At 47.9% G+C, this 20981-nt stretch carries 18 protein-coding genes; 12 read left to right on the forward strand and 6 right to left on the reverse strand.

Annotation, left to right across the window (positions count from 1 at the left end; all coding sequences use genetic code 11):
- Positions 1 to 131 precede the first annotated feature (131 nt).
- The 4 genes from dnaA to gyrB all read left to right on the forward strand — a co-directional run bounded on the left by dnaA (position 132) and on the right by gyrB (position 6438).
- Positions 132 to 1679, forward strand: a complete 1548-nt coding sequence (gene dnaA, locus J8N69_RS07970) for a chromosomal replication initiator protein DnaA (RefSeq protein WP_168823719.1) — start codon at positions 132 to 134, stop codon at positions 1677 to 1679.
- 32 nt (positions 1680 to 1711) lie between these two features.
- A complete protein-coding gene (gene dnaN / locus J8N69_RS07975; protein ID WP_168823717.1) occupies positions 1712 to 2809 on the forward strand; it encodes a DNA polymerase III subunit beta in 1098 nt (365 codons plus the stop codon).
- 98 nt (positions 2810 to 2907) lie between these two features.
- Complete coding sequence (gene recF / locus J8N69_RS07980; RefSeq protein ID WP_168823715.1) at positions 2908 to 4014, forward strand: DNA replication/repair protein RecF; 1107 nt, start codon at positions 2908 to 2910, stop codon at positions 4012 to 4014.
- Positions 4015 to 6438: a DNA topoisomerase (ATP-hydrolyzing) subunit B gene (gyrB, locus tag J8N69_RS07985; RefSeq protein ID WP_168823713.1), complete on the forward strand. Its 2424-nt coding sequence runs from the start codon at positions 4015 to 4017 to the stop codon at positions 6436 to 6438.
- A gap of 96 nt (positions 6439 to 6534) precedes the next feature.
- Here the strand turns inward: gyrB and J8N69_RS07990 are convergent, their stop codons facing one another.
- On the reverse strand, positions 6535 to 7434 hold the full coding sequence (locus J8N69_RS07990; RefSeq protein ID WP_211084916.1) for a homocysteine S-methyltransferase family protein: 900 nt from the start codon (positions 7432 to 7434) through the stop codon (positions 6535 to 6537).
- Between the two features lie 281 nt (positions 7435 to 7715).
- Between J8N69_RS07990 and J8N69_RS07995 the strand changes: the two genes are divergently transcribed.
- The 4 genes from J8N69_RS07995 to J8N69_RS08010 all read left to right on the forward strand — a co-directional run bounded on the left by J8N69_RS07995 (position 7716) and on the right by J8N69_RS08010 (position 11218).
- The gene (locus J8N69_RS07995; protein WP_168823711.1) at positions 7716 to 8522 is read left to right on the forward strand and encodes a transporter substrate-binding domain-containing protein; all 807 of its coding nucleotides are present in this window, start codon (positions 7716 to 7718) and stop codon (positions 8520 to 8522) included.
- A gap of 70 nt (positions 8523 to 8592) precedes the next feature.
- Complete coding sequence (locus tag J8N69_RS08000; protein WP_168823709.1) at positions 8593 to 9540, forward strand: amino acid ABC transporter permease; 948 nt, start codon at positions 8593 to 8595, stop codon at positions 9538 to 9540.
- Between the two features lie 4 nt (positions 9541 to 9544).
- A complete protein-coding gene (locus J8N69_RS08005) occupies positions 9545 to 10294 on the forward strand; it encodes an amino acid ABC transporter ATP-binding protein (protein ID WP_168823708.1) in 750 nt (249 codons plus the stop codon).
- A gap of 36 nt (positions 10295 to 10330) precedes the next feature.
- Entirely contained in the window at positions 10331 to 11218 is an 888-nt protein-coding gene (locus J8N69_RS08010; protein ID WP_168823705.1) for a LysR substrate-binding domain-containing protein, read from the forward strand.
- Between the two features lie 76 nt (positions 11219 to 11294).
- Here J8N69_RS08010 and J8N69_RS08015 read toward each other — a convergent pair whose 3' ends face one another.
- Positions 11295 to 12140, reverse strand: a complete 846-nt coding sequence (locus J8N69_RS08015) for an SDR family oxidoreductase (RefSeq protein WP_168823704.1) — start codon at positions 12138 to 12140, stop codon at positions 11295 to 11297.
- A gap of 83 nt (positions 12141 to 12223) precedes the next feature.
- On the opposite strand from J8N69_RS08015, the gene J8N69_RS08020 reads away from it, so the two are divergent.
- On the forward strand, positions 12224 to 12625 hold the full coding sequence (locus J8N69_RS08020) for a winged helix-turn-helix transcriptional regulator (RefSeq protein WP_211084914.1): 402 nt from the start codon (positions 12224 to 12226) through the stop codon (positions 12623 to 12625).
- Between the two features lie 224 nt (positions 12626 to 12849).
- Positions 12850 to 13050: a hypothetical protein gene (locus J8N69_RS08025; RefSeq protein WP_211084912.1), complete on the forward strand. Its 201-nt coding sequence runs from the start codon at positions 12850 to 12852 to the stop codon at positions 13048 to 13050.
- Between the two features lie 51 nt (positions 13051 to 13101).
- Here the strand turns inward: J8N69_RS08025 and J8N69_RS08030 are convergent, their stop codons facing one another.
- From J8N69_RS08030 to J8N69_RS08045, 4 genes are all read right to left on the reverse strand, one after another.
- The gene (locus tag J8N69_RS08030; protein ID WP_168823702.1) at positions 13102 to 14385 is read right to left on the reverse strand and encodes an NAD(P)/FAD-dependent oxidoreductase; all 1284 of its coding nucleotides are present in this window, start codon (positions 14383 to 14385) and stop codon (positions 13102 to 13104) included.
- A 12-nt stretch (positions 14386 to 14397) separates the two neighbouring features.
- The gene (locus tag J8N69_RS08035; RefSeq protein WP_168823700.1) at positions 14398 to 15888 is read right to left on the reverse strand and encodes an aldehyde dehydrogenase; all 1491 of its coding nucleotides are present in this window, start codon (positions 15886 to 15888) and stop codon (positions 14398 to 14400) included.
- Between the two features lie 267 nt (positions 15889 to 16155).
- Positions 16156 to 17277, reverse strand: coding sequence for an extracellular solute-binding protein (locus J8N69_RS08040; RefSeq protein WP_168823698.1), 1122 nt, complete (start codon positions 17275 to 17277; stop codon positions 16156 to 16158).
- Between the two features lie 83 nt (positions 17278 to 17360).
- Complete coding sequence (locus tag J8N69_RS08045) at positions 17361 to 18704, reverse strand: glutamine synthetase family protein (RefSeq protein WP_168823696.1); 1344 nt, start codon at positions 18702 to 18704, stop codon at positions 17361 to 17363.
- Between the two features lie 239 nt (positions 18705 to 18943).
- Here J8N69_RS08045 and J8N69_RS08050 point away from each other — a divergent pair, with 239 nt between their 5' ends.
- Both J8N69_RS08050 and J8N69_RS08055 read left to right on the forward strand, forming a co-directional pair.
- On the forward strand, positions 18944 to 20221 hold the full coding sequence (locus tag J8N69_RS08050; protein ID WP_168823694.1) for an NAD(P)/FAD-dependent oxidoreductase: 1278 nt from the start codon (positions 18944 to 18946) through the stop codon (positions 20219 to 20221).
- 106 nt (positions 20222 to 20327) lie between these two features.
- Positions 20328 to 20981, forward strand: coding sequence for a TetR/AcrR family transcriptional regulator (locus J8N69_RS08055; RefSeq protein WP_168823692.1), 654 nt, complete (start codon positions 20328 to 20330; stop codon positions 20979 to 20981).

Below are 20981 nucleotides of genomic sequence, written 5' to 3' on the forward strand. Positions count from 1 at the left end.
ACCTTGATTGTTATTAACATTTTTAGATTTAGCGTCGAATTCGGTTTTTTTCTATTTATGTGTGGATAACTTTAAAAGCCCGATGTAAAATCCGCTCCTTGTCTGTCACTCAACCAGGGAGTACGTCTACAGTGTCTTTGGAGCATTGGAATCTTTGTCTGCAGCGCTTGCAGGGTGAGTTTTCCACATCTCAATTCAACACCTGGATTCGTCCATTACAGGCTGAAATGATGCCGAATGGCGAATTGTGCCTAAGTGCACCAAACCGTTTTGTGTTGGATTGGGTGAGTAACAAATATCAAACGCGCATAAAAGAGTTGTTGTCTGAGTTTGCGGGCGACGATCTTGCCCCGGCTTTAACGTTAGAAGTAAAGACTCAAAACTTTGCTCAAGCAAATCGAACGTCGCCACCGCCTCCGGTCTCCAGTGAACCGGCTATCAACCCGTTGAATAATGAAGTGGCAAGAGAGTCTGGTTATCGCCCAGGGTTTGGCTTAATGGATGATGAAGAAGGCAGCGCCAATGCTGACCTTGAATTTGAAGCACCATTAACCTTGTCTGGCGCAGGCTTGCGCGGCGAACTTGAACCTTACGAACAGGGTCAACTGCCATTAACGGCACCCAAACGTAAAGTGCAGGTAGAAGGCGGTATTAATCACGGCGCGAATCTGAACAATTCATTTACCTTTGATAACTTCATCGAAGGCAAATCCAACCAGCTCGCTCACGCCGCGGCCTTGCAAGTGGCGGAGAACCCCGGCGGCGCTTACAACCCGCTGTTTATCTACGGTGGCGTTGGTCTGGGTAAAACTCACTTAATGCAAGCCGTCGGCACTGAAATGATGCGCCATAATCCGAATGCCAAGGTGGTTTACCTGCATTCTGAGCGCTTTGTGGCCGACATGGTAAAAGCATTACAGCTGAATGCGATTAACGATTTCAAGCGTTATTATCGTTCTGTGGATGCGTTATTAATCGACGATATTCAGTTCTTTGCTGGCAAAGACCGTACGCAAGAAGAATTTTTCCACACCTTTAACGCTTTATTAGAAGGTGGTCAGCAGATGATTTTGACCTGTGACCGCTATCCTAAAGAGATTCAAGGCTTGGAAGATCGTCTTAAATCGCGTTTTGGTTGGGGGTTAACGGTCGCCGTTGAGCCACCGGAACTGGAAACACGAGTGGCGATTTTGATGCGTAAAGCGGATGAAAGTGGCATCAAGCTGTCTTATGATTCGGCTTTTTTTATTGCGCAGAAAATACGTTCAAACGTCCGAGAATTAGAAGGCGCGCTTAAACGGGTTATTGCCAACTCGCATTTTACTGGACGAGCCATTACGCCAGATTTTGTGCGTGAGTCGTTAAAAGACCTTTTGGCCTTGCAAGATAAGCTGGTAAACATCGATAATATCCAGCGCATTGTGGCGGAATACTACAAGATTAAGATCAGTGATTTGTTATCGAAGCGCCGTAGCCGCTCGGTGGCGCGTCCTCGCCAAGTGGCGATGTCGTTGGCAAAAGAGTTAACGAATCACAGTTTGCCGGAGATTGGTGATGCCTTTGGTGGCCGCGACCATACCACGGCCTTGCATGCGATTCGCAAGATTAAAGAACTGCAAGACACGGATTCCGATATTCGTGAAGACTACAAACAATTGATGCGAATTCTGACCACCTGATGGTCTAAGACTTTGAGTTTACGAGGAAAATAATGAAATTTTCAGTCGTCCGCGAGACGCTTCTTAAGCCCCTTCAATTAGTGGCTGGCGTTGTAGAGCGCAAACAAACCATGCCGGTCTTGGCCAATGTGTTGGTGGAAGTGAAAGACCAAGTATTAACGCTTACCGGTTCTGACTTAGAAGTCGAACTGATTGGCCATGTGCCATTAGATGAATGCGAGGAAGGCCGAATTACGGTACCCGCTCGTAAATTAATGGACATTTGCAAAAGCTTACCAGACAGCGCGGTGATTGAATTCACCTTGGATGACCAAAAAGCGGTGATTCGCTCTGGCCGTTCACGTTTTAGCTTGTCTACCTTGCCTGCGGATGAATTTCCTAATATCCAAGACATGCAAGGCGATTTAACGGTTTCTATCGCGCAAAACAGTGTCCGTCGTTTGATCGACCGCACGGGCTTTGCCATGGCGAACCAAGATGTGCGCTATTACCTTAACGGCATGTTGTTAGAAGTCGCCGATGGTCAGCTACGTGTGGTTGCAACCGATGGACACCGTTTAGCGACAGCGGTTGAAGACGCGCAAGTCAGCGGCGATTTGACCCAAGTGATCGTACCTCGCAAAGGGGTGTTGGAACTAAACCGTTTGCTAAACGACACAGAAGAAGTGGTTGAGTTAACCATAGGGACAAATCATATTCGCGCTAAAGTCGCTGACTATGTGTTTACCTCGAAATTGGTCGACGGTAAGTTTCCAGATTATCATCGTGTTATTCCGCGTAATAATGAAAAAATCGTCATTGCCGATCGTTTGGAATTACGCCAAGTCTTCCTACGTGCCTCGATTCTATCTAACGAGAAATACCGTGGTGTGCGTTTGATTTTGTCTAACGGCATGTTGCAAGTGTTTGCCAATAACCCAGAGCAAGAAGAAGCCGAAGAATCCGTGTTGGTGCAATACCAAGGCGATAATATAGAAGTCGGTTTCAACGTGGGTTACTTGTTAGATGTGCTGGGTGTCGTCGACGCGCAAGAAGTGCGTTTGTCATTGAACGACTCCAACAGCAGCGCCTTGATCGAAGAAGCGCAAAGCCACGCCGCACAATACGTTGTGATGCCGATGCGTCTTTAGTCATTTGTTAGATGATAGACCTATCACCCGCTTGGCGATTTAGTTCGTTAACATGCCAAGCGGGTTGTCTTCTCTCCCCTAATTAAGGTTTTAGTGTTATGCCGCTGGTGCGTTTGGACATCTCTCATGTTCGCAACCTTTCTAGTGTGCGCTTTGAACCTTCGCCCCAAGTAAATGTGATCGTTGGCAAAAATGGCAGTGGTAAAACCTCCATTTTGGAAGCCATTCATCTGTTGTCGTTTGGTCGTTCCTTTCGCAGTCACAAGCATAAAACCTATATTCAGCACGAAAATGATGCCTGCGTTGTCTTTGCGCAACTTCATCAACCACAAGGCGGCCCGATTCGTGTCGGCTTGCAGCGCTATCGTGATGGTCACATTGACGTGCGTATTCAAGGACAGCGAGCGCAATCGGTTGTCGAGCTGGCCGAACGCCTCCCCGTGCAGCTGATTAACCCCGATGCGTTTCGATTATTAGAAGGTTCCCCGAGCATTCGACGCCAATTTATTGACTGGGGCGCGTTCCATTTTGATAAAGACTTCATTCAGGCGTGGCGAGGCTGGCAAAAAGCATTAAAACAGCGGAATACCTTGCTCAGACGTGGTAAAATATCCCACAGTTTATTGGCGGCATTTGATCAGGAATTGATCCGACTGGGTGAGCAAGTGAATCAATCTCGCAAAGCCTACGTGGAGCAATTAACCCCGCATTTTGTGAAGGTTTTATCGCTATTAACCACAGAGCTTTCGGTGAGTCTACAGTTCTTCCAAGGCTGGGATGCACAGAAAAGCTTGCAAGTGGCCGTTGAAGCGGGACGTGAGCGAGATATCGAACTCGGTTACACGCACACCGGCCCTCAAAGAGCCGATTTACGTGTGAAAACCGCGACGGGAGATGCGCTTGATACCCTGTCTCGCGGCCAACAAAAATTGGTGGTTTCTGCGCTGAAGATTGCCCAAGGGCAATTGCTGATCGATATGGGTCGCCCGCTGGTATTTTTAGTGGATGATTTACCAGCCGAGTTGGACGCCAACCACAGACAGAAGCTTTGTCAGTTGTTGGAGTCATTAAACAGCCAAATTTTTATTACCAGTGTCGAGCCTGATACCACGGATTTTACGTGGGCCGACACCACAGACGTTCGTCAGTTTTCCATGAACCATGGCGAGCTGTCTTTATTGAGCAAAGGTTTGCAGGAGAGTTAAATGAGTGAAAATAATTACGATTCGTCCAGTATCAAGGTGCTCAAAGGGCTAGATGCCGTACGTAAACGCCCCGGCATGTACATTGGCGATACGGATGATGGCACAGGTTTGCATCACATGGTGTTTGAAGTCGTGGATAACTCCATCGATGAAGCCCTTGCAGGTCACTGTGACACCATTACCGTACTGATTCACCCAGATGAATCGATTTCTGTTTCGGACAATGGCCGTGGTATTCCGGTCGATATACACGAAGAAGAAGGCGTTTCTGCAGCGGAAGTGATCATGACAGTCCTTCACGCTGGTGGTAAGTTTGACGATAACTCATACAAGGTGTCTGGTGGTCTTCACGGCGTGGGGGTTTCGGTAGTAAACGCCCTCTCTGAAGCACTTACTTTGACCATCCGCAAAAACGGTAAAGTATACGAACAATTTTATGCGCATGGCGTGCCACAAGCACCATTGTCTATCGTCGGTGACTCTGATGGCGCAGGCACAACAGTGCACTTCAAACCTTCTCCAGCGACCTTTAACAATATCTTGTTTGTGTATGACATCTTGGCGAAGCGACTACGTGAATTGTCGTTCTTGAACTCGGGTGTTGCCATCAAATTGAAAGACGAGCGCACTGGCAAAGAAGACTTCTTTAACTACAGTGGGGGTTTGCGCTCTTTTGTTGAGCATTTGAATACCAACAAAACGCCAATCAACGATATTTTTCACTTCATTTGCCAGCGTGATGACCTAGAAGATGGCATCGCCGTAGAAGTGGCATTGCAGTGGAACGAAGGCTTTCAAGAAAACATCTACTGTTACACCAACAACATTCCACAACGCGACGGTGGTGCCCACCTTGCCGGTTTCCGTGGTGCCTTGACGCGTACCCTAAACACCTTCATCGAGAAAGAAGGCTTAGCGAAAAAGCAAAAAGTCGCCACCACGGGCGATGACTGCCGCGAAGGTTTGACCGCCATCGTCTCGGTAAAAGTACCGGATCCAAAATTCTCTTCTCAGACCAAAGACAAGTTGGTGTCGTCTGAAGTAAAAACCGCCGTAGAGCAAGAAATGACCAAACGTTTCTCTGAGTATTTACTTGAGAAACCTGGCGAAGCGAAAATTATCGTTAATAAGATGATCGATGCCGCTCGTGCCCGTGAAGCGGCGCGTCGTGCTCGTGACATGACACGTCGTAAAGGCGCGTTAGACATCGCCGGTTTACCGGGTAAATTGGCCGATTGTCAGGAAAAAGACCCCGCGCTTTCTGAAATCTACCTAGTGGAGGGTGACTCTGCAGGTGGCTCGGCAAAACAAGGTCGTGATCGTCGTACCCAAGCGATTTTGCCGTTGAAAGGTAAAATTCTAAACGTCGAAAAAGCCCGTTTTGACAAAATGCTAGCGTCGGTTGAAGTCGGCACCCTGATTACCGCACTCGGTTGTGGTATCGGTCGTGACGAATTTAACGCCGACAAATTGCGTTACCACAGCATCGTCATCATGACCGATGCCGACGTGGATGGATCGCACATTCGTACCCTGCTGTTGACCTTCTTCTTCCGTCAAATGCCAGAAATCATCGAACGTGGTCATATCTTTATTGCCCAACCGCCGTTGTTCAAAATCAAACGTGGCAAGCAAGAACAGTACATCAAAGACGAAGCGGCATTGAATCAACACTTGATCGAAGTGGCGCTGGACGGCGCTCACATGCACGTTAACGAAGAAGCACCAGGCATCCAAGGCGAGCATTTAGCGAAATTAGTCCGTGATTACATTCAAATCGAAGCCGACATTGATCGTTTGTCTCGAGTGTACCCAAAAGATGTTATGGGAAAACTTCTGTACTGCAAAGCGCTTACGCAAGAAAACTTAACCGATGAATCTATTGTCTTGGAATGGGTTGACGCCATTCGCAGTCAAATGCCACAAGATGCACGCACGGGTTTCCGTTTCGACTTCTCGGTAGAAAAAGACGACGAGCGCAATATCTACTTGCCAATCGTCGACATCATGTCTCACGGCGTCTCTAACCGTTACCGTTTTGAAGGCGCTTTCTTTAATTCGCCCGAGTACAAACGTATCGTTGCTATGGCGGAAACCGTCGGTGAATTGTTTGGCGAAGAGTCTTATATTCAGCGTGGCGAACGTCGTGAAAGCGTGAAAACCATCAGCGAGATGAAAGCCTGGCTAATGAAAGAAGCCTCCCGTGGCATGACCATCCAGCGCTATAAAGGGCTGGGAGAGATGAACCCAGAACAACTTTGGGAAACCACCATGGACCCAGAAGCTCGCCGCATGCTCCGCGTGACCATCGACGACGCCGTCGCCGCCGACCAAATGTTCACCACCTTAATGGGTGACGAAGTCGAACCACGTCGTAACTTCATCCAAGACAACGCCTTAAACGTCGCCAACCTAGACGTATAAGTGTTTGATTGATCAATAAAAAAGCCCCAGTTTGAAGAAGCTGGGGCTTTTTAGTATATGGAGTAATTAGCGAGGGGCGCTTTCCCTTTTTGTATCTTAAAGCTGTTCGGATAGCGCTTTAATGTGTTCTGGCCCAATACCGCAGCAGCCGCCAATCAAGGTAGCACCCTGCTCTTTCCAGCGTTGTGCCCAAACAAGATAAGAGCTAGGTGATAGGTCTTTACGTAGTTCGTCCAAACCATCATTTGCCGTCGCATTTTTGGGTTGAGGAGGAAACGCATTGGCGTATGCGCCTAGTTGTACTTTGTCATTGATATCGGACAGTACGGTTTTTGAGATTTGGATCGCATCGGCAATAATTTCAGGCTGGCAGCAGTTAAACAGAATGCCATCCACTCCGGCTTTGGCCATGGCGGCAACGGCTTCTTTGACGGTTTCGCCAGAGCGTAAGCGTGGTTGATCTGTTGGCTCAGAGTCTTCAAGAGTAAAGGAAACCCAGTAAGGCTTGCTTTGGTCGTCGATCTCATCCACTAACGCTTTCATTTGCAGGGTTTCAGCGAGCAAACTTTGAGTTTCGTTGAGCCATAGATCGACTCGTGGTGCTAAGGCTTCAATGATTGGACGAGCAATTTGCTCGGCACGATCTGCTTCATACAAATCAGCACGGTATGAACCAAATAAGGGAGCTAAAGAGCCAGCGATTTTCACTTCAGCATCGGCTTCTTGTGCTGCTTCACGAGCAACGCGGGCCGATTCAATCACCAGTTCCGTCACGCGTTGCTGGAACACGTCTTCACCAATGTGGAAAGGCACCAATGCGTAGCTATTAGTGGTGATAACGCGAGAACCTGCTGCAATAAAGGCTTTATGGACCTCTTTAACTATTTCTGGTGCTTCCATCATGGCCAAAGCGGACCATTCAGGTTGTTTAAAGGGAGCGCCGCGACGCTCTAATTCGCGACCCATGCCGCCATCTAGAATAGTGATTGATTGCATTACCGTCCCCAGTATTTTTAATACTGGGCATTTTAACCATGAGCTCTACAGATAGAAATTAGTTTTATTATAAAATTTGGGTCAATTTCAGGTTTTTATGTCTATAATGGCCTTATCCATTAAAAATCATCCTCTATCAATTAAAAAACATTGGTCTTAGGGGCGAATTCAATAGTTATTCTTACGTTCCCATTTCCGTTATATTGTCCGCCAAATACCCCCCTATAATGTCGAGATTCATGCGTTTTATCGCATATTGGATGAACAGCGAGAGGAATAATATGAAAGTTAGTCTTAAAGAAGCCCTGTCCGGCTTAGCATTGGTTGGAGCTTTGTTCTCTGCTAACAGTTACGCTGCCGATTCTGCTATTGATAGCATTTTGACCAGCAGTGAGCTTAAGGTGTGCTTTGAGGCGGGTTACATTCCTTTCGAAATGAAGAGTAAAGATGGCCGTTTTATCGGCTTTGATATCGATCTGGCTAAGCATATGGCACGTTCGATGGATGTGAAGTTTGTGCCAGTCAATACGGCTTGGGACGGTATCATTCCTGCTCTACAAACGGGCAAGTGCGACATTATTATTGGTGGCATGGCGATTACACCGCAGCGTAACTTGAAAGTTATGTTTGCAGATACTTACATCGAAATCGGCCAAACCGTTCTTATCAAGCCTGACTTACAAGGCAAAGTGACGTCTTACCGTGATCTGAACGATGCGAAATACACCTTGTCGTCTCAAATTGGTACCACTGGCGCGCAAGCAGCGAAAAAATACTTTCCAAAAGCAACGTTAAACCTATTTGAAACCTCTGCAGACGCCGTGCTTCAAGTCGCAAATGGAAAAGCGGATGGATTTGTTTATGACCTGCCATACAATGCGCTGTATGCATCTCAGCATAAAGACACAGTCGTACACTTGGACCAGTCATTCACCTATGAGCCGTTAGGTTGGGCGATTCGTCAAAATGACCCGAATTTCCTAAACTTCTTAAATAACTATCTTGTGCAGATCAAAAAAGACGGTTCTTACGATCGTATTTACGACAAGTGGTTTAAATCTGATGCTTGGGTCGATAGCATTCAGTAAACATAGATGTTAATTATCGCGTTTCAAAGAGTCTATATTATATAGGCTCTTTTTATATTTAAGAGAGCTCATGCAAACACAATCTTCACGTTGGCTTGGACACGGTTTATACCTAGTGATCATGGCTTTACTGGTTTCTGGTGTGTACTTCGCAGGTCAGAAGATCAATTACTCTTGGCATTGGGAACGCCTGTGGCCCTACATCATTAACACCGAATCCCAAGACATTGTGGCGATAACGGATGGCACCGCTGTGGTTAATAAAGCAGGCCGTTTATCTATTGAACCCGATTATGGTGATGACTCCCAGATGGTTAATGCCTACGACACTCTAGTGGCTCGAGATGGTGATTTGATTTTCCAAGGGGACACCATTGCACGCATTGATGGCTGGCGCTTTGGCCCTATTGCAGAAGGATTATGGGTTACCATTAAAATCTCATTCGTCTCGCTGATATTTGCCGTGTTATTGGGGGTAATGTTTGGCTTGATGCGTGTGGCGCAGGGTCAAGTATGGCGAAATTTGGCGGTGACTTATGTGGAAGTCATCCGTGGTACGCCCCTGCTCGTACAGATATTCATCGTGTATTTCTTTATTGGTACCGTATTTGATTTAGACCGTTTCACTTCTGGTGTCGCAGCCTTGTCTATTTTTACTGGTGCCTATGTTGCCGAGATAGTAAGAGCTGGAATTCAGTCTGTTCCTGCAGGGCAAATGGAGGCGGCGCGCTCTCTTGGGATGAATTATGTGCAAGCCATGGTGTACGTCATCATGCCACAGGCGATTAAACGTACCTTACCACCGCTCGCTGGGCAGTTTATTAATCTGATCAAAGACTCTTCGCTGGTGTCGGTTATTTCTATTACCGATTTAACCAAGGCGGGTCGCGAAGTCGTCAGCGGCAGTTTTGCGCCATTTGAAGTCTGGTTTACGGTCGCCGTTTTATATTTGGTGGTGACAGGCGGCTTATCTTTGCTTATTCAGTGTTTAGAAAAGAGGTTATCGGTCAGTGATTGATCCAATGACAGAGCAATCTAACCTGCGCGCACTTATTAAAGCGCGTAAGGTAAACAAGGTTTTCCCTAATGGTTGCCACGCTCTTAAGGACGTTTCCTTAGATGTTCAGCCAGGTGAAGTGGTGGTTATTATTGGGCCAAGTGGTTCGGGTAAATCGACCTTTTTACGTACCATTAATCAATTAGAAAGCATCACATCTGGCCGTATTTTGTTAGATCAAGTGGACCTTACTGATAAGCGCACCAACATCAATAAGGTACGCGAAGAAGTGGGCATGGTATTTCAAGCGTTTAACTTGTTTCCCCATAAAACCGCGCTAGGCAATGTAATGTTGGCACCAATGCAAGTGCTTAAGCAAAGCAAGTCGGAGGCACGACGAACGGCCGTTGATTTGCTAGAGCGAGTTGGGCTTGCTGATCGCATGGGGAATTTTCCGTCACGTTTGTCTGGTGGCCAGCAACAGCGCGTAGCGATTGCTCGTTCGTTAGCAATGAAGCCCAAAGTGCTTTTATTTGATGAGCCGACCAGTGCGCTTGACCCTGAAATGGTTGGCGAAGTGTTGGACGTGATGAAAGAACTCGCCCGTGCGGGAATGACTATGGTGGTAGTAACGCACGAAATGGGCTTTGCTCGTGAAGTCGCAGACCGCGTAGTGTTTATGGAAGATGGAGAGCTTGTTTTAGAAGAATCCCCAGAGCGTTTCTTTCATTCTGATCATCCGCGCTTGCAACGCTTTTTAGGTCAGGTACTCTAACGCTTCGCTTTTTTTGAACGATGGTTAAAGTACTAAATGAACCAAAAGTCACTTCCTCCGTTAAATTGGTTAAGAACCTTTGAGGTCTCTGCGCGCAGCCTGAATTTTACCAAGGCGGCACAAGAGCTGCACTTAACCCAAGGAGCTGTTAGTCAACAAATACGCTTGCTCGAAGGCCACCTAGGCGTATCCTTATTTACTCGCCTGCCTAGAGGGCTCGCGCTTACCGACGAAGGTATGTCTTATCTTCCGGTAGTACAGGATTCTATTTCCCGCTTGGCGGCAGCGACTAATGAGCTGTTTAACCAAGATCAGCGAACCCCGGTTAAAATTCGCGGTAGCTTGTCTTTTTTCGTTCATTGGCTGGCACCAAGATTAACGAAATTTCATCGTCTGTACCCCAATATCGATATTCGATATATCAGCTCCCTGTGGGTGAAAGACTCAGAAGCCGATGATGACTTTGAAATTCGCTGGGGGAATGGTCAATGGCTAGGTTATGTATCTCAGCGTTTAAGTTGGGACAGTTTATTTCCCGTCTGTTCACCCGAGCTGCTAGAGCGCTTACCGCTTAATACCACTGCTGATCTTGTCGACCATACTTTATTGCATGTATTAGGTTACGAGGAGGGTTGGGGTTATTGGTTGTCTATGGTCAATGAAGCTGACGTAGATCCATCAAGAGGAATGCAAGTAGATACCCTATTGGCGTCGTTACGTTTGGCAGAGCTGGGGATTGGTGTGGCTTTAGCAAGATCTTCCATGGTGGAAGATATGCTGGTTGATGGCCGTCTGGTAGAACCTTTTAACCTGCGTATTCCCGCGAGTGAATCCTTCTATTTGGTGCGTAAATCTGGTCCAGAAATCTCTGTGGAAGCCATGCAGTTTTTTGAATGGCTAGAGCGACAAGCACATCTTTCTTAAACAAATGTACCTTTTATAAAAATGTAGGTGACAGAATAAGGTGAATGACTTTGCCTTAGTCTGTCACTGCGTCAACTTACAACGCGGCTTTGATGCTGTCTTCAATGGACGTGGTTGGACGGCCAATCAGAGTCGATAAGTCTTTGCTGGCGCTGAATAAGCCGCCTTTGGAGGCGCCGACTTCAGCGTTTGCAAGGATAGCGGCAAAGCCTTCTGGTAAGCCTGCGCCAACCAAAATCTTGGTGAATTCCGCTTCTGGAACATTGTGGTAGGCCACGGTTTTGCCTGACACCTTGCTGATGGTGGCGGCGTATTCGCTTAGTGTGAAAGCCTTGTCGCCAGCCAGTTCGTATACTTTGCCAGCTTGTCCGTCTTTTAACAGAACGACGGCTGCGGCGGCTGCATAATCTTCACGCGTTGCCGTAGCGAGTTTGCCCTCTTCAGTACAACCCACCACGCCGTGTTCTAACGCGGTGACTAGGCTCATTGTGTAGTTTTCTGAGTACCAGCCATTGCGCAGCAGTACATGAGGCACGCCAGACTCCGCTAATAGTTTCTCTGTCGCTAGGTGCTCTTCTGCCAAGATAAGGGGGGATGTGTCGGCCTTTAAAATGCTGGTGTAAGCAATCAAAGAAACACCCGCTTGTTTGGCGGCGTTGATGACATTGCTGTGCTGAGCAGTACGTTGACCGACTTCACTGGAAGAAATAAGCAATACTTTTTCTACGCCGGCAAATGCAGCCACTAGGCTATCGGGTTGCGAATAGTCTGCTTGTCTTACTTGTACGCCTTTTTCAGCGAGATCTTTTACGCTGTCTGGGTTACGAACGGCGGCGATGATGTTGCTTGCCGCTGTTTTTGCTAAGAGGGAATCAATAACAAGACGGCCAAGTTGACCCGATGCACCAGTTACTAAAATCATACTATTCTCCTTTGAATTTTACGTTGATGGAAGTAGAATATATCACTAACAAACTTTTAGTAAGTACATACAAAAAGGTAAGTATGAAGAAAAATAATCAAGCCTATGACGAGATCAAACAGTCCGGTTTATCGGCTCAAATACATCGCGGTAATGTCTTCTCGGATAAGTGCCCTTCTCGTAATGTGTTGAATCACGTTACCAGTCGTTGGGGGGTTTTGGTTTTACTGGCCTTAAGAGATGGTCAAACACACCGTTTTAGTGAACTGAGACGAACGATTAATGGCGTCAGTGAAAAAATGCTCGCACAAACCTTGCAAGCGCTAGAACAAGATCGTTTTGTTTTGCGTACGGCTTACCCCGTTGTGCCGCCGCATGTGGAGTACAGTTTGACCGCATTGGGGGCCGAGGTAGCGGTTCGAGTGGCCAGTTTAGCAGATTGGATTGAAGACAATATGGCTGATATTTTGAGGCGTGCATCATAACGCTGAGTGAATAGCCGTTGGCTTTTGTTGTGTTAGCTTTGTTTCAGTTGATAAGCCAGTCTGATGTTTGATTGCAATTTTAGAGCAAAAATTCTAACTTAGCGGTTACTAACGTGTCGAGTATCGAAACGATCAGACAAAGATACATATTCTAAAAAGACACTTATTTGAAAAAGCCCCTTTATTCAACAAGGATAAAGGGGAAAGACAATAAAAATAGGACCATGATTTTGAACGAAGCAGATCGTAAATTTTTTCGCCCCAAATGGCGTCGTGTCGTGGCCACACTATTTTGTGCTGGCTGGACGGTGGTTGAGTGGTTTTCTGGAGAACCTTTTTGGGGCGTTATGGCCGCGGGTATTACGTTGTATTGCCTCTGGCACTTTTTCTATGCCTATGAAGAAAGCCAAGACACGCCAGAGTAACGCGCTTTGTTTGGCCCATTGCTGGTACATGGACCAAACGGTGTACGCTTTTCAAATACCGAGTTTATCGCGTATGTTGTAGTAGGCCGCGCCGACGGCGGTGTAAGGTATGCGCAGCAGGCGGCCGCCGGGGAATGGATATTGGGGCATGCTGGCGAATACGTCGAAACGTTCGGTGTCACCGTGAATCGCGTCGGATAATATTTCACCCATTAAGTGTGAGTTGGTCACGCCATGGCCTGAGTAGCCTTGTGCATAGTAGAGGTTGTCGCCAATCTTGCCCACCTGTGGCATGCGCATCATGGTGAGGAGAAAGTTTCCCGTCCAAGCAAAGTCAATTTTTGTGTCTTTTAGCATGGGGTAGGTTTTCAGCATTTTGGGCACGATAATGGATTCAATTTTGCCCGGATCGCGGGCGCCATAAGTGGTGCCGCCGCCATAGATCAAACGACCATCGCCGGATAAGCGGTAATAATCCAATAAATAGTTACAGTCTTCGACACAGTGATCGGTTGGTAACAGTTGTTTTTGGATTGCTTCAGGCAATGGCGCTGTCGCGATTACTTGTGTGCCACAGGGCATGGCTTTTTTTTCTATTTCTGGCAGCAAACCAAACAGGTAGGCGTTGCCAGCGACGACAATTGTATCGGCGATAACACTGCCTTGTTGGGTGATCACTTTGCCGGGTTTGCCTTGCTCAAGGCGAATGACTTGAGAGTCTTCGAAGATTTGCCCGCCCAGCTTTTCAAAGGCGTTGGCTTGGCCCAGTACCAGATTTAATGGCTGAATGTGCCCGCCTTTTCGATCTAGCAAGCCGCCTGCGTAGCGGTCTGTGCCGATATGGTCTTGGATGGACGAGGCGCTCAATAGTTCTAGCTCGTTATGACCGTGCTTTTCCCATAAGGCTTTTTTGGCTTTGAGGTCTTCAAATTGCTTTTTATTGCAGGCCGCAAAGAGGTTGCCATGTTTGAGGTCGCAGTCGATGTTGTATTTTTCGATACGATGACGAATCAGTTCCGATCCCGCAAAGGCCATTTTTGCCATTTTGTGGCCAATGTCTTCACCGTAGGTGTTGAAAATATAGTCGATGTCACGGTTAAAACTGTTGACGATTTGACCGCCGTTACGACCTGAGGCGCCAAAGCCAATGCGGGCGCTTTCTACCACGATGACGCGTTTGCCCTTTTCTGCCAGGCTTAAAGCGGTCGAAATACCGGTAAATCCAGCACCAACAACGCACACATCGCAGCGCTGTTCACCTGTTAGTTGTGGGCGGATAACCTTGTCGTTGGCGGACGCTGCGTAGTAAGAGTTTGCATGAGTAGGGGCTGACATATCGGACCTCTCCTATTTTAAGCTGATCCAGGTGTTTTTAATTTCCGTGTATTTTTCAAGCGCGTGCCAAGATTTATCTCGACCGTTGCCGGAGGCTTTCACCCCACCAAATGGCACCGTGGTATCGCCATCGCCCCAGGTATTGACCCAGACCATGCCAGATTCTAGTTGTCGGCTGACGCGGTGGGCGCGAGACAAGTCGTTGGTCCAAAGTGCTGCGCCAAGGCCGTATTTAGAGTCGTTTGCTAAGGCGATGGCTTCTTCTTCTGTGTCGAATGTCATCACCGCGAGCACGGGGCCAAAAATTTCTTCCCGGACAAATTCCATCTCATGGTTTGCGTCGGTGAAAATGGTTGGTTGAGCGTAATACCCCTGCCCTGCTTGATAGTCACGTACGCCACCCAAGGCGAGGTGGGCGCCATCGTTTAGGGCGCTTTCGATAAAGCGCGTCACCGTATCCAGTTGGGCTTTGTCGACCATGGGGCCCATTTTGGTGGCGGGATCCAGTGGGTCTCCTGGTACATAGACTTTGGCCGCTTCAAGCAGCGCTGCCATGAATTCGTCTTTGATGGTGTTTTGTATGTAGAGACGCGAGCAGGCGATACAGACCTCCCCTTGGTTGGTAAAGATGGCCGCCGCTGCGCCTTTGGCGGCCGCTTTGATGTCTTTGCAATCCTCAAATACCAAACACGGCGATTTACCGCCCGCTTCGAGCCAGACGCGTTTCATGTTGGACTGTCCGGCGTATTGCATCAGCATGCCAGCCACACGACTGGAGCCGGTAAACGCTAGGGTGCCAATGTCGTGATGTAAGGCTAGCGCCTTTCCTGCGGTATGACCAAAGCCTGGAAGGACGTTGAATACGCCATCTGGGACGCCCGCTTGCGTGGCTAATTGGGCAATTCTTAAGGCGCTTAATGGGGATTTTTCGGACGGTTTTAAAATAATACTGTTGCCCGCCGCCAGCGCGGGGGCGATTTTCCACATCACCATCATTAATGGGTAATTCCACGGAGTGATGATCGCCACAACGCCTAACGGCTCGCGACTGATAAGCGCAAGGTTGCTGGAATGGGTGGGCGCGATTTCGCCGTATAGTTTATCAATGCACTCGGCAGACCAGCGTAGGCAGTCGATGGAATCGGGCACGTCGATATTGACCATTTCAGAGATTGATTTACCCATGTCTAAGGTATCAATCAATGCCAATTCATCTTGGTTTTCTTCGAGTAAATCAGCCCATTTTTGCAGGATACGTTTACGCTTACCGGGGGCCATGTCTGACCAGACGCCACGTTTAAAGGCGTCTTTGGCCGCTGCGGTGGCGAGGTTTACATCGGCTTCATCACAGCTGGCGACGTTAGCCAGTAACGATTCATCGCTAGGATTGATGCAAGCAAACGTTTCACCGCTTTGAGCGGGCGTGAAAGCGCCATTAATGTAAGCGTCAAAAGGCAGGCTAATGGTGTCGCGAAGGGCTTGCCATTCTTGGTAGGTTCTCATACGTAATTCCTTTCTTTGGCGTTCAAGCAGAGCGCAAAATGTGTGGCCATGACAATAAACTAACTGAGTACGGCCACATCACACCATATCCCCGTGGGGGTATATGGTTATTTTCTGGAGGCTAAGAGTGTGCCATGGGCTAAAAACCTTTTTCCCTTAGCACGACATAAAAACTGAGCGTAAAACAAAAAATGCCTAGCATACAGTGCTAGGCATTTTTTATTGATTAGTGACTGACAGCGACGACTCAACATGCTCGATGCTATGTTAGCGTCCGGTTTTAATATCCGTCCATAAACGCACCATCAAACGTTCGATTTTCAGCCCTCGTACTTTTTGAGCGAACAATTTCTTTTTCACGTCGTCGCTTGGGTAGATGCCTTTGTTATTCGCAATGTCTGGGTCTTGTAGATCCATGGCGTCTAGGTTTGGGTTAGCGTAGGCGACGTAGTTTGAGACATCCGCAATGATCTCTGGGCGCAGTAAGAAATTAATAAAGGCATGCGCGGCGGCTTTGTTTTCGGCGTCTTTTGGTATCGCTAACATGTCAAACCAGATCTGCGTGCCTTCGTTGGGAATGCTGTACTCGATGTTGACGCCATTGTCCGCTTCAATGGCGCGATCTTGGGCTTGAATGACATCGCCAGACCAACCAATGGCCACACAAATTTCGCCATTGGCGAGGGCGCTGATGTATTGCGACGAATGGAATTGGCCGATGTAGGGGCGCACGTTTTTGAGCAGCGTCACCGCTTCACTGTCCAAGGCATAGTCTTGAGGATTGCGACTATTGGGGTTTTTGCCCAAGTAATTGAGCGTTAATGGGTACAGTTCATCGGGTGAGTCTAAAAACATAACGCCGCATTCTTGTAGTTTGGCCATGTTTTCAGGCTTAAACACCAGATCCCAGCTGTTGACCGGTGCGTCTTCTCCCAGCACTTCTTTTACTTTGTCGACATTATAACCAATGCCTGTGGTGCCCCATAAGTACGGCACGCCGTATTGGTTGCCTGGGTCGACGGCTTCAAGGAAGGACAATAAGTCGGGATCGAGATGGTGAAGATTGGTTAGCTGCTGTTTGTCCAGTTTATCAAACACCCCTGCTTGAATTTGACGCCCCATAAAAGACGCGGTGGGCACCACTAGGTCATAGCCGGAACGACCCGCCAGCAGTTTTGCTTCTAATACTTCGTTGCTATCAAAAACGTCTTCTATGACCTCTATGCCTGTTTCGTTGGTAAATCGATCAACTGTATCTTCGGCTATATAGTCCGACCAGTTGAACAGTTTCAGTGTTTCCGCGGTGGCGGGCGTTGCCATGGTGCCTAAAGTACAGACCAGACCTGCAATAGGTAATAGGTGACGCATTGGACGATATTTGTATGTCATGATTTGGTTCCTTTTATGATGAAGCCATGAAAACCATGCCGGGCTTTTATATCCCAGTCATGGCGTATCGCGGGTTAAGATGATTACACATTGAGCAATAAATGCTCGCGCTCCCAAGAGCTGATGACTCGGTTAAAGGTCTCGAACTCACTGCGTTTCACGCCCATATAAGCGGTGACGAAGTCTTGACCTAAGATGTCACATAAGGGTTCACATTCTTCCAATAGGCGTAAGCCTTCTTCTAATGTTCGAGCGATTTCCACGTCTGGATTGTCGGATGGTGCTTGGTTGGTTTTGACCGGTTCAGTAGGATGCAGCTTTTGTTTCATGCCTAAGTAGCCACATGCCAGTGTTGCGGCGATGGCAAGATAAGGGTTGCTGTCTGCCCCGGGGAAACGGTTTTCTATCCGCGTTGCTTGTGGCGGTGCAAAAGGAATACGCAAGCCAGCGGTACGGTTATCAAAGCCCCAATTCATGTTGATGGGAGCGGCCATTTCGGGTGAAAAACGACGGTAAGAATTCACATTTGGCGCAAAGAATGAAATCGCATTCGGCGTGAATTTTTGCAGCCCACCTAAATAATGATAGAACAATTCACTGGGTTTGCCGTTGTCATCAAAGACATTTTTACCGGTTTTTGCATCGACTAGACTCTGGTGAATGTGCATCGAGCTGCCGGGTTCATCTTTCATTGGTTTTGCCATAAAGGTGGCATACACACCATGTTTCAGCGCGGCTTCACGTAGGGTACGCTTGAAGACAAAAACCTGATCCGCTAACTCTAATGGGTCTCCGTGAATAAAGTTAATTTCCATTTGGGCGGCACCGGATTCATGGATCAAGGTGTCTACATCCAAGTTTTGTGCTTCACAATAACTGTAGAGAGTATCAATGATGGTATTGAACTCATTTACCGCGTCAATGCTGTAGGAGCGGCGTGAGGTTTCACGCTTGCCCGAGCGCCCTACGGCAGGTTTTAGTTCATAATCGGGGTCGGTATTGGGTTGGATCAGATAGAATTCGACTTCTGGCGCGATGACCGGCTGTAAGCCTTCTTTTTCGTATAAAGCCAAAATATGGCGCAAAATGGTGCGGCTGGCCAGCGGGTGAAGATTGCCGTCGGTGGTATAGCAATCATTGATCACCTGCGCGGTGGGCTCGTCGGCCCAAGGCACCATACGTAAGGTGTTGGGGTCCGGTTTAAGCACCATATCGCGGTCACTGGCGTCGATAATATCGTAGTGATTATCGGCCCAATCCCCCGTCACACTTTGCACTAGGACGGTTTCTGGAATGCGACCTGTCTTTTCTGCGAGGAACTTGAAGGTGGGGTAAAATTTCCCCCGCGCATTGCCTGTCATATCAGCTAATGTAGACTCGACCTCTGTAATGCCATTGTCTTTTAAAAAAGCCTCAAACTCTGTCATAACTCACCTTTACGTTGGCTGCTTAACGAATATTTCTGAGCCGTAAAAGAGTCTATTACGGCTTTTTGTTATTGGGATTCTATTGCACTAATCCGAATGATAGTTCGGTTTAAACCATATTTTAGTTTGATCATTAAATCAACACTTGGTCGAAAAATAAGTTTACAGTACAATTGACATCGCCTTTAAAATCGATCAATCATTCGGTTAATAGGTTTGAATGATAAGAGGAGTCGCCTTTGAGCAAACATCAATTGTCTTACTATGAGGCCACGGCAAAGGGGGCAAAAAATCGCCCTCAATTGATCGGTGAACATAATGTCGACATCTGTATCATCGGCGGTGGTTTGACGGGTACCTCTGCGGCGCTGCATCTGGCGGAGGCGGGTTATCAAGTTACCTTATTGGAAGCGAATGAGATCGGCTGGGGTGCGTCAGGACGCAATGGCGGCCAAATTTGCCAAGGCCACAATATGAGCCATGAAGAAATGCTCGCTAAGGTGGGCAAAGACACCGCGGATGCTTTGTGGCAAACGTCAGTCGACTCTGTCGCCATGGTCAAAGCTCTGATCGCGAGATACCAAATTGATTGCGATTTAACGCCGGGGGTATTGCATGTAGCCTCTAAACCGCGCCATGCCGAGGAAATTAAAAAAGCCGTCGACTATAAACGCCATGTATTGGGTTATGACGGCGTCGCATTTTATGACCGCAAGACGGTCGCCGATAAGCTTGGCACCGATCGTTATCATGGTGGCGAGTGGTACCAAGACGGGGCGCACATTCAGCCGTTGAATTTTTCGCTTGGGCTGGCCGCAGCGGCCGAGGCTCACGGTGCCAAGTTATATGAACATTCGGCGGTATTGGAATACACCGATGGGCAGCATCCTGAGGTGATTACCGCCAAAGGTCGTGTTACTTGTCGCTATTTGTTGTTCGCCTGCAATGGCTATCTTGGGCATCTAAACGGCCCGGCGGCGCGCAAAATTATGCCGATTAATAACTTTATTATCGCGACTGAGCCCTTGCCGGATGAGGTGGTTGAACGGATTAACCCTGACCGTATTGCGGTTGCTGACTCAAAATTTGTCGTCAATTATTATCGTCTATCCAGCGATAAACGTATGTTGTGGGGCGGTGGCGAAAATTACAGTCAACACTTCCCGAAAGACATTGCCGGGTTCGTTAAAAAGCACATGCTGGAAACGTATCCAGAGCTTGCGCGCTATCGAATTGACTACGCTTGGGGCGGTACGCTGGCCATTACGCTGAATCGAATGCCGCAGATTGCCCGTCAACAGGAGAATATTTTTGTTGCCCATGGTTATTCTGGCCATGGGGTGGCCATGGCAACCTATGCGGGGGCCATTTTTGCCAAAGCCGTGCAAGGCTCATTAGAAACAGTGGATGCGTTTGAGGCGTTGCCTTGTCGAGATTTCCCCGGTGGCACCTTACTGCGTTGGCCAGGGTTGGTGGCTGGCATGCTGTATTACTCTATGCTCGATCGCTTGCCATAATTTTACTGAAGTCGCGCCATTGGCGTGTCCAGTATTGGTGGCTGTGTGTATAATTTAAACACTCGTTTATTCGTCGTATTTTGTATTAAGGAAATCAGTCCCGATCATGGCTACCCCTCCCACGACAATGAAAACCATGCAATCTGTCTCGCCCCGTAGCGAGCCAGTACAGTCACGTTCCATCAAGCGTGCGCAGCAAATCTTAGACGTCACCAGTGAGTTGCTGGAAAGTGTCGGATTGAACGATCTCAACACCGCCATTATCGCCAAGGAAGTCGGTATTTCGGTGGGTTCCTTGTACCATTATTTTCCCAATAAACACGCCATCTTGTATGCCATGGGAAAGTCATGGTTGGACAGCATTGAAGAGGTGCTTAAAGAGATTCAAGAGTGGCACCTTGAAGACATGACCTTGTCGCGTTTCATTGATCAGGTGGTCGACACAAATCTGCGTACGTATCGACAACAGCGTGCGGTATTGCGTTTGGTACAGGCGATGTTTTCGGTGCAGGAATTACGGGAATTGGATGAGCGCCATGATGACATGGTGATCTCGCAAATGGCCAAGGTGTTTAAACGCATTGGGCTGAAAAAACATGTTCGTGAACGGGAGCGAATTGCGCGTTTGTATTTAGAGGTTACCCACAGTACGTATCTGGTGGTGGTCAATCAAAACGAACGGCGTGCAGCGCGTACATTAGCAGACCTTAAACTGATGCTAGCGTCTGTGCTTGAACACCATCTCAATGAGCCAGAATAG

The organism is Marinomonas profundi (assembly GCF_020694005.1).
GTDB lineage: Bacteria > Pseudomonadota > Gammaproteobacteria > Pseudomonadales > Marinomonadaceae > Marinomonas > Marinomonas profundi.

Excerpts from the sequence above, each read along its gene's own strand:
- dnaN (WP_168823717.1), top strand. The coding sequence starts at position 1,712 with ATGAAATTTTCAGTCGTCCGCGAGACGCTTCTTAAGCCCCTTCAATTA.
- recF (WP_168823715.1), top strand. The coding sequence starts at position 2,908 with ATGCCGCTGGTGCGTTTGGACATCTCTCATGTTCGCAACCTTTCTAGT.
- gyrB (WP_168823713.1), top strand. The coding sequence starts at position 4,015 with ATGAGTGAAAATAATTACGATTCGTCCAGTATCAAGGTGCTCAAAGGG.
- J8N69_RS07990 (WP_211084916.1), bottom strand. The coding sequence starts at position 7,434 with ATGCAATCAATCACTATTCTAGATGGCGGCATGGGTCGCGAATTAGAG.
- J8N69_RS07995 (WP_168823711.1), top strand. The coding sequence starts at position 7,716 with ATGAAAGTTAGTCTTAAAGAAGCCCTGTCCGGCTTAGCATTGGTTGGA.
- J8N69_RS08000 (WP_168823709.1), top strand. The coding sequence starts at position 8,593 with ATGCAAACACAATCTTCACGTTGGCTTGGACACGGTTTATACCTAGTG.
- J8N69_RS08005 (WP_168823708.1), top strand. The coding sequence starts at position 9,545 with ATGACAGAGCAATCTAACCTGCGCGCACTTATTAAAGCGCGTAAGGTA.
- J8N69_RS08010 (WP_168823705.1), top strand. The coding sequence starts at position 10,331 with ATGAACCAAAAGTCACTTCCTCCGTTAAATTGGTTAAGAACCTTTGAG.
- J8N69_RS08015 (WP_168823704.1), bottom strand. The coding sequence starts at position 12,140 with ATGATTTTAGTAACTGGTGCATCGGGTCAACTTGGCCGTCTTGTTATT.
- J8N69_RS08020 (WP_211084914.1), top strand. The coding sequence starts at position 12,224 with ATGAAGAAAAATAATCAAGCCTATGACGAGATCAAACAGTCCGGTTTA.
- J8N69_RS08025 (WP_211084912.1), top strand. The coding sequence starts at position 12,850 with ATGATTTTGAACGAAGCAGATCGTAAATTTTTTCGCCCCAAATGGCGT.
- J8N69_RS08030 (WP_168823702.1), bottom strand. The coding sequence starts at position 14,385 with ATGTCAGCCCCTACTCATGCAAACTCTTACTACGCAGCGTCCGCCAAC.
- J8N69_RS08035 (WP_168823700.1), bottom strand. The coding sequence starts at position 15,888 with ATGAGAACCTACCAAGAATGGCAAGCCCTTCGCGACACCATTAGCCTG.
- J8N69_RS08040 (WP_168823698.1), bottom strand. The coding sequence starts at position 17,277 with ATGACATACAAATATCGTCCAATGCGTCACCTATTACCTATTGCAGGT.
- J8N69_RS08045 (WP_168823696.1), bottom strand. The coding sequence starts at position 18,704 with ATGACAGAGTTTGAGGCTTTTTTAAAAGACAATGGCATTACAGAGGTC.
- J8N69_RS08055 (WP_168823692.1), top strand. The coding sequence starts at position 20,328 with ATGGCTACCCCTCCCACGACAATGAAAACCATGCAATCTGTCTCGCCC.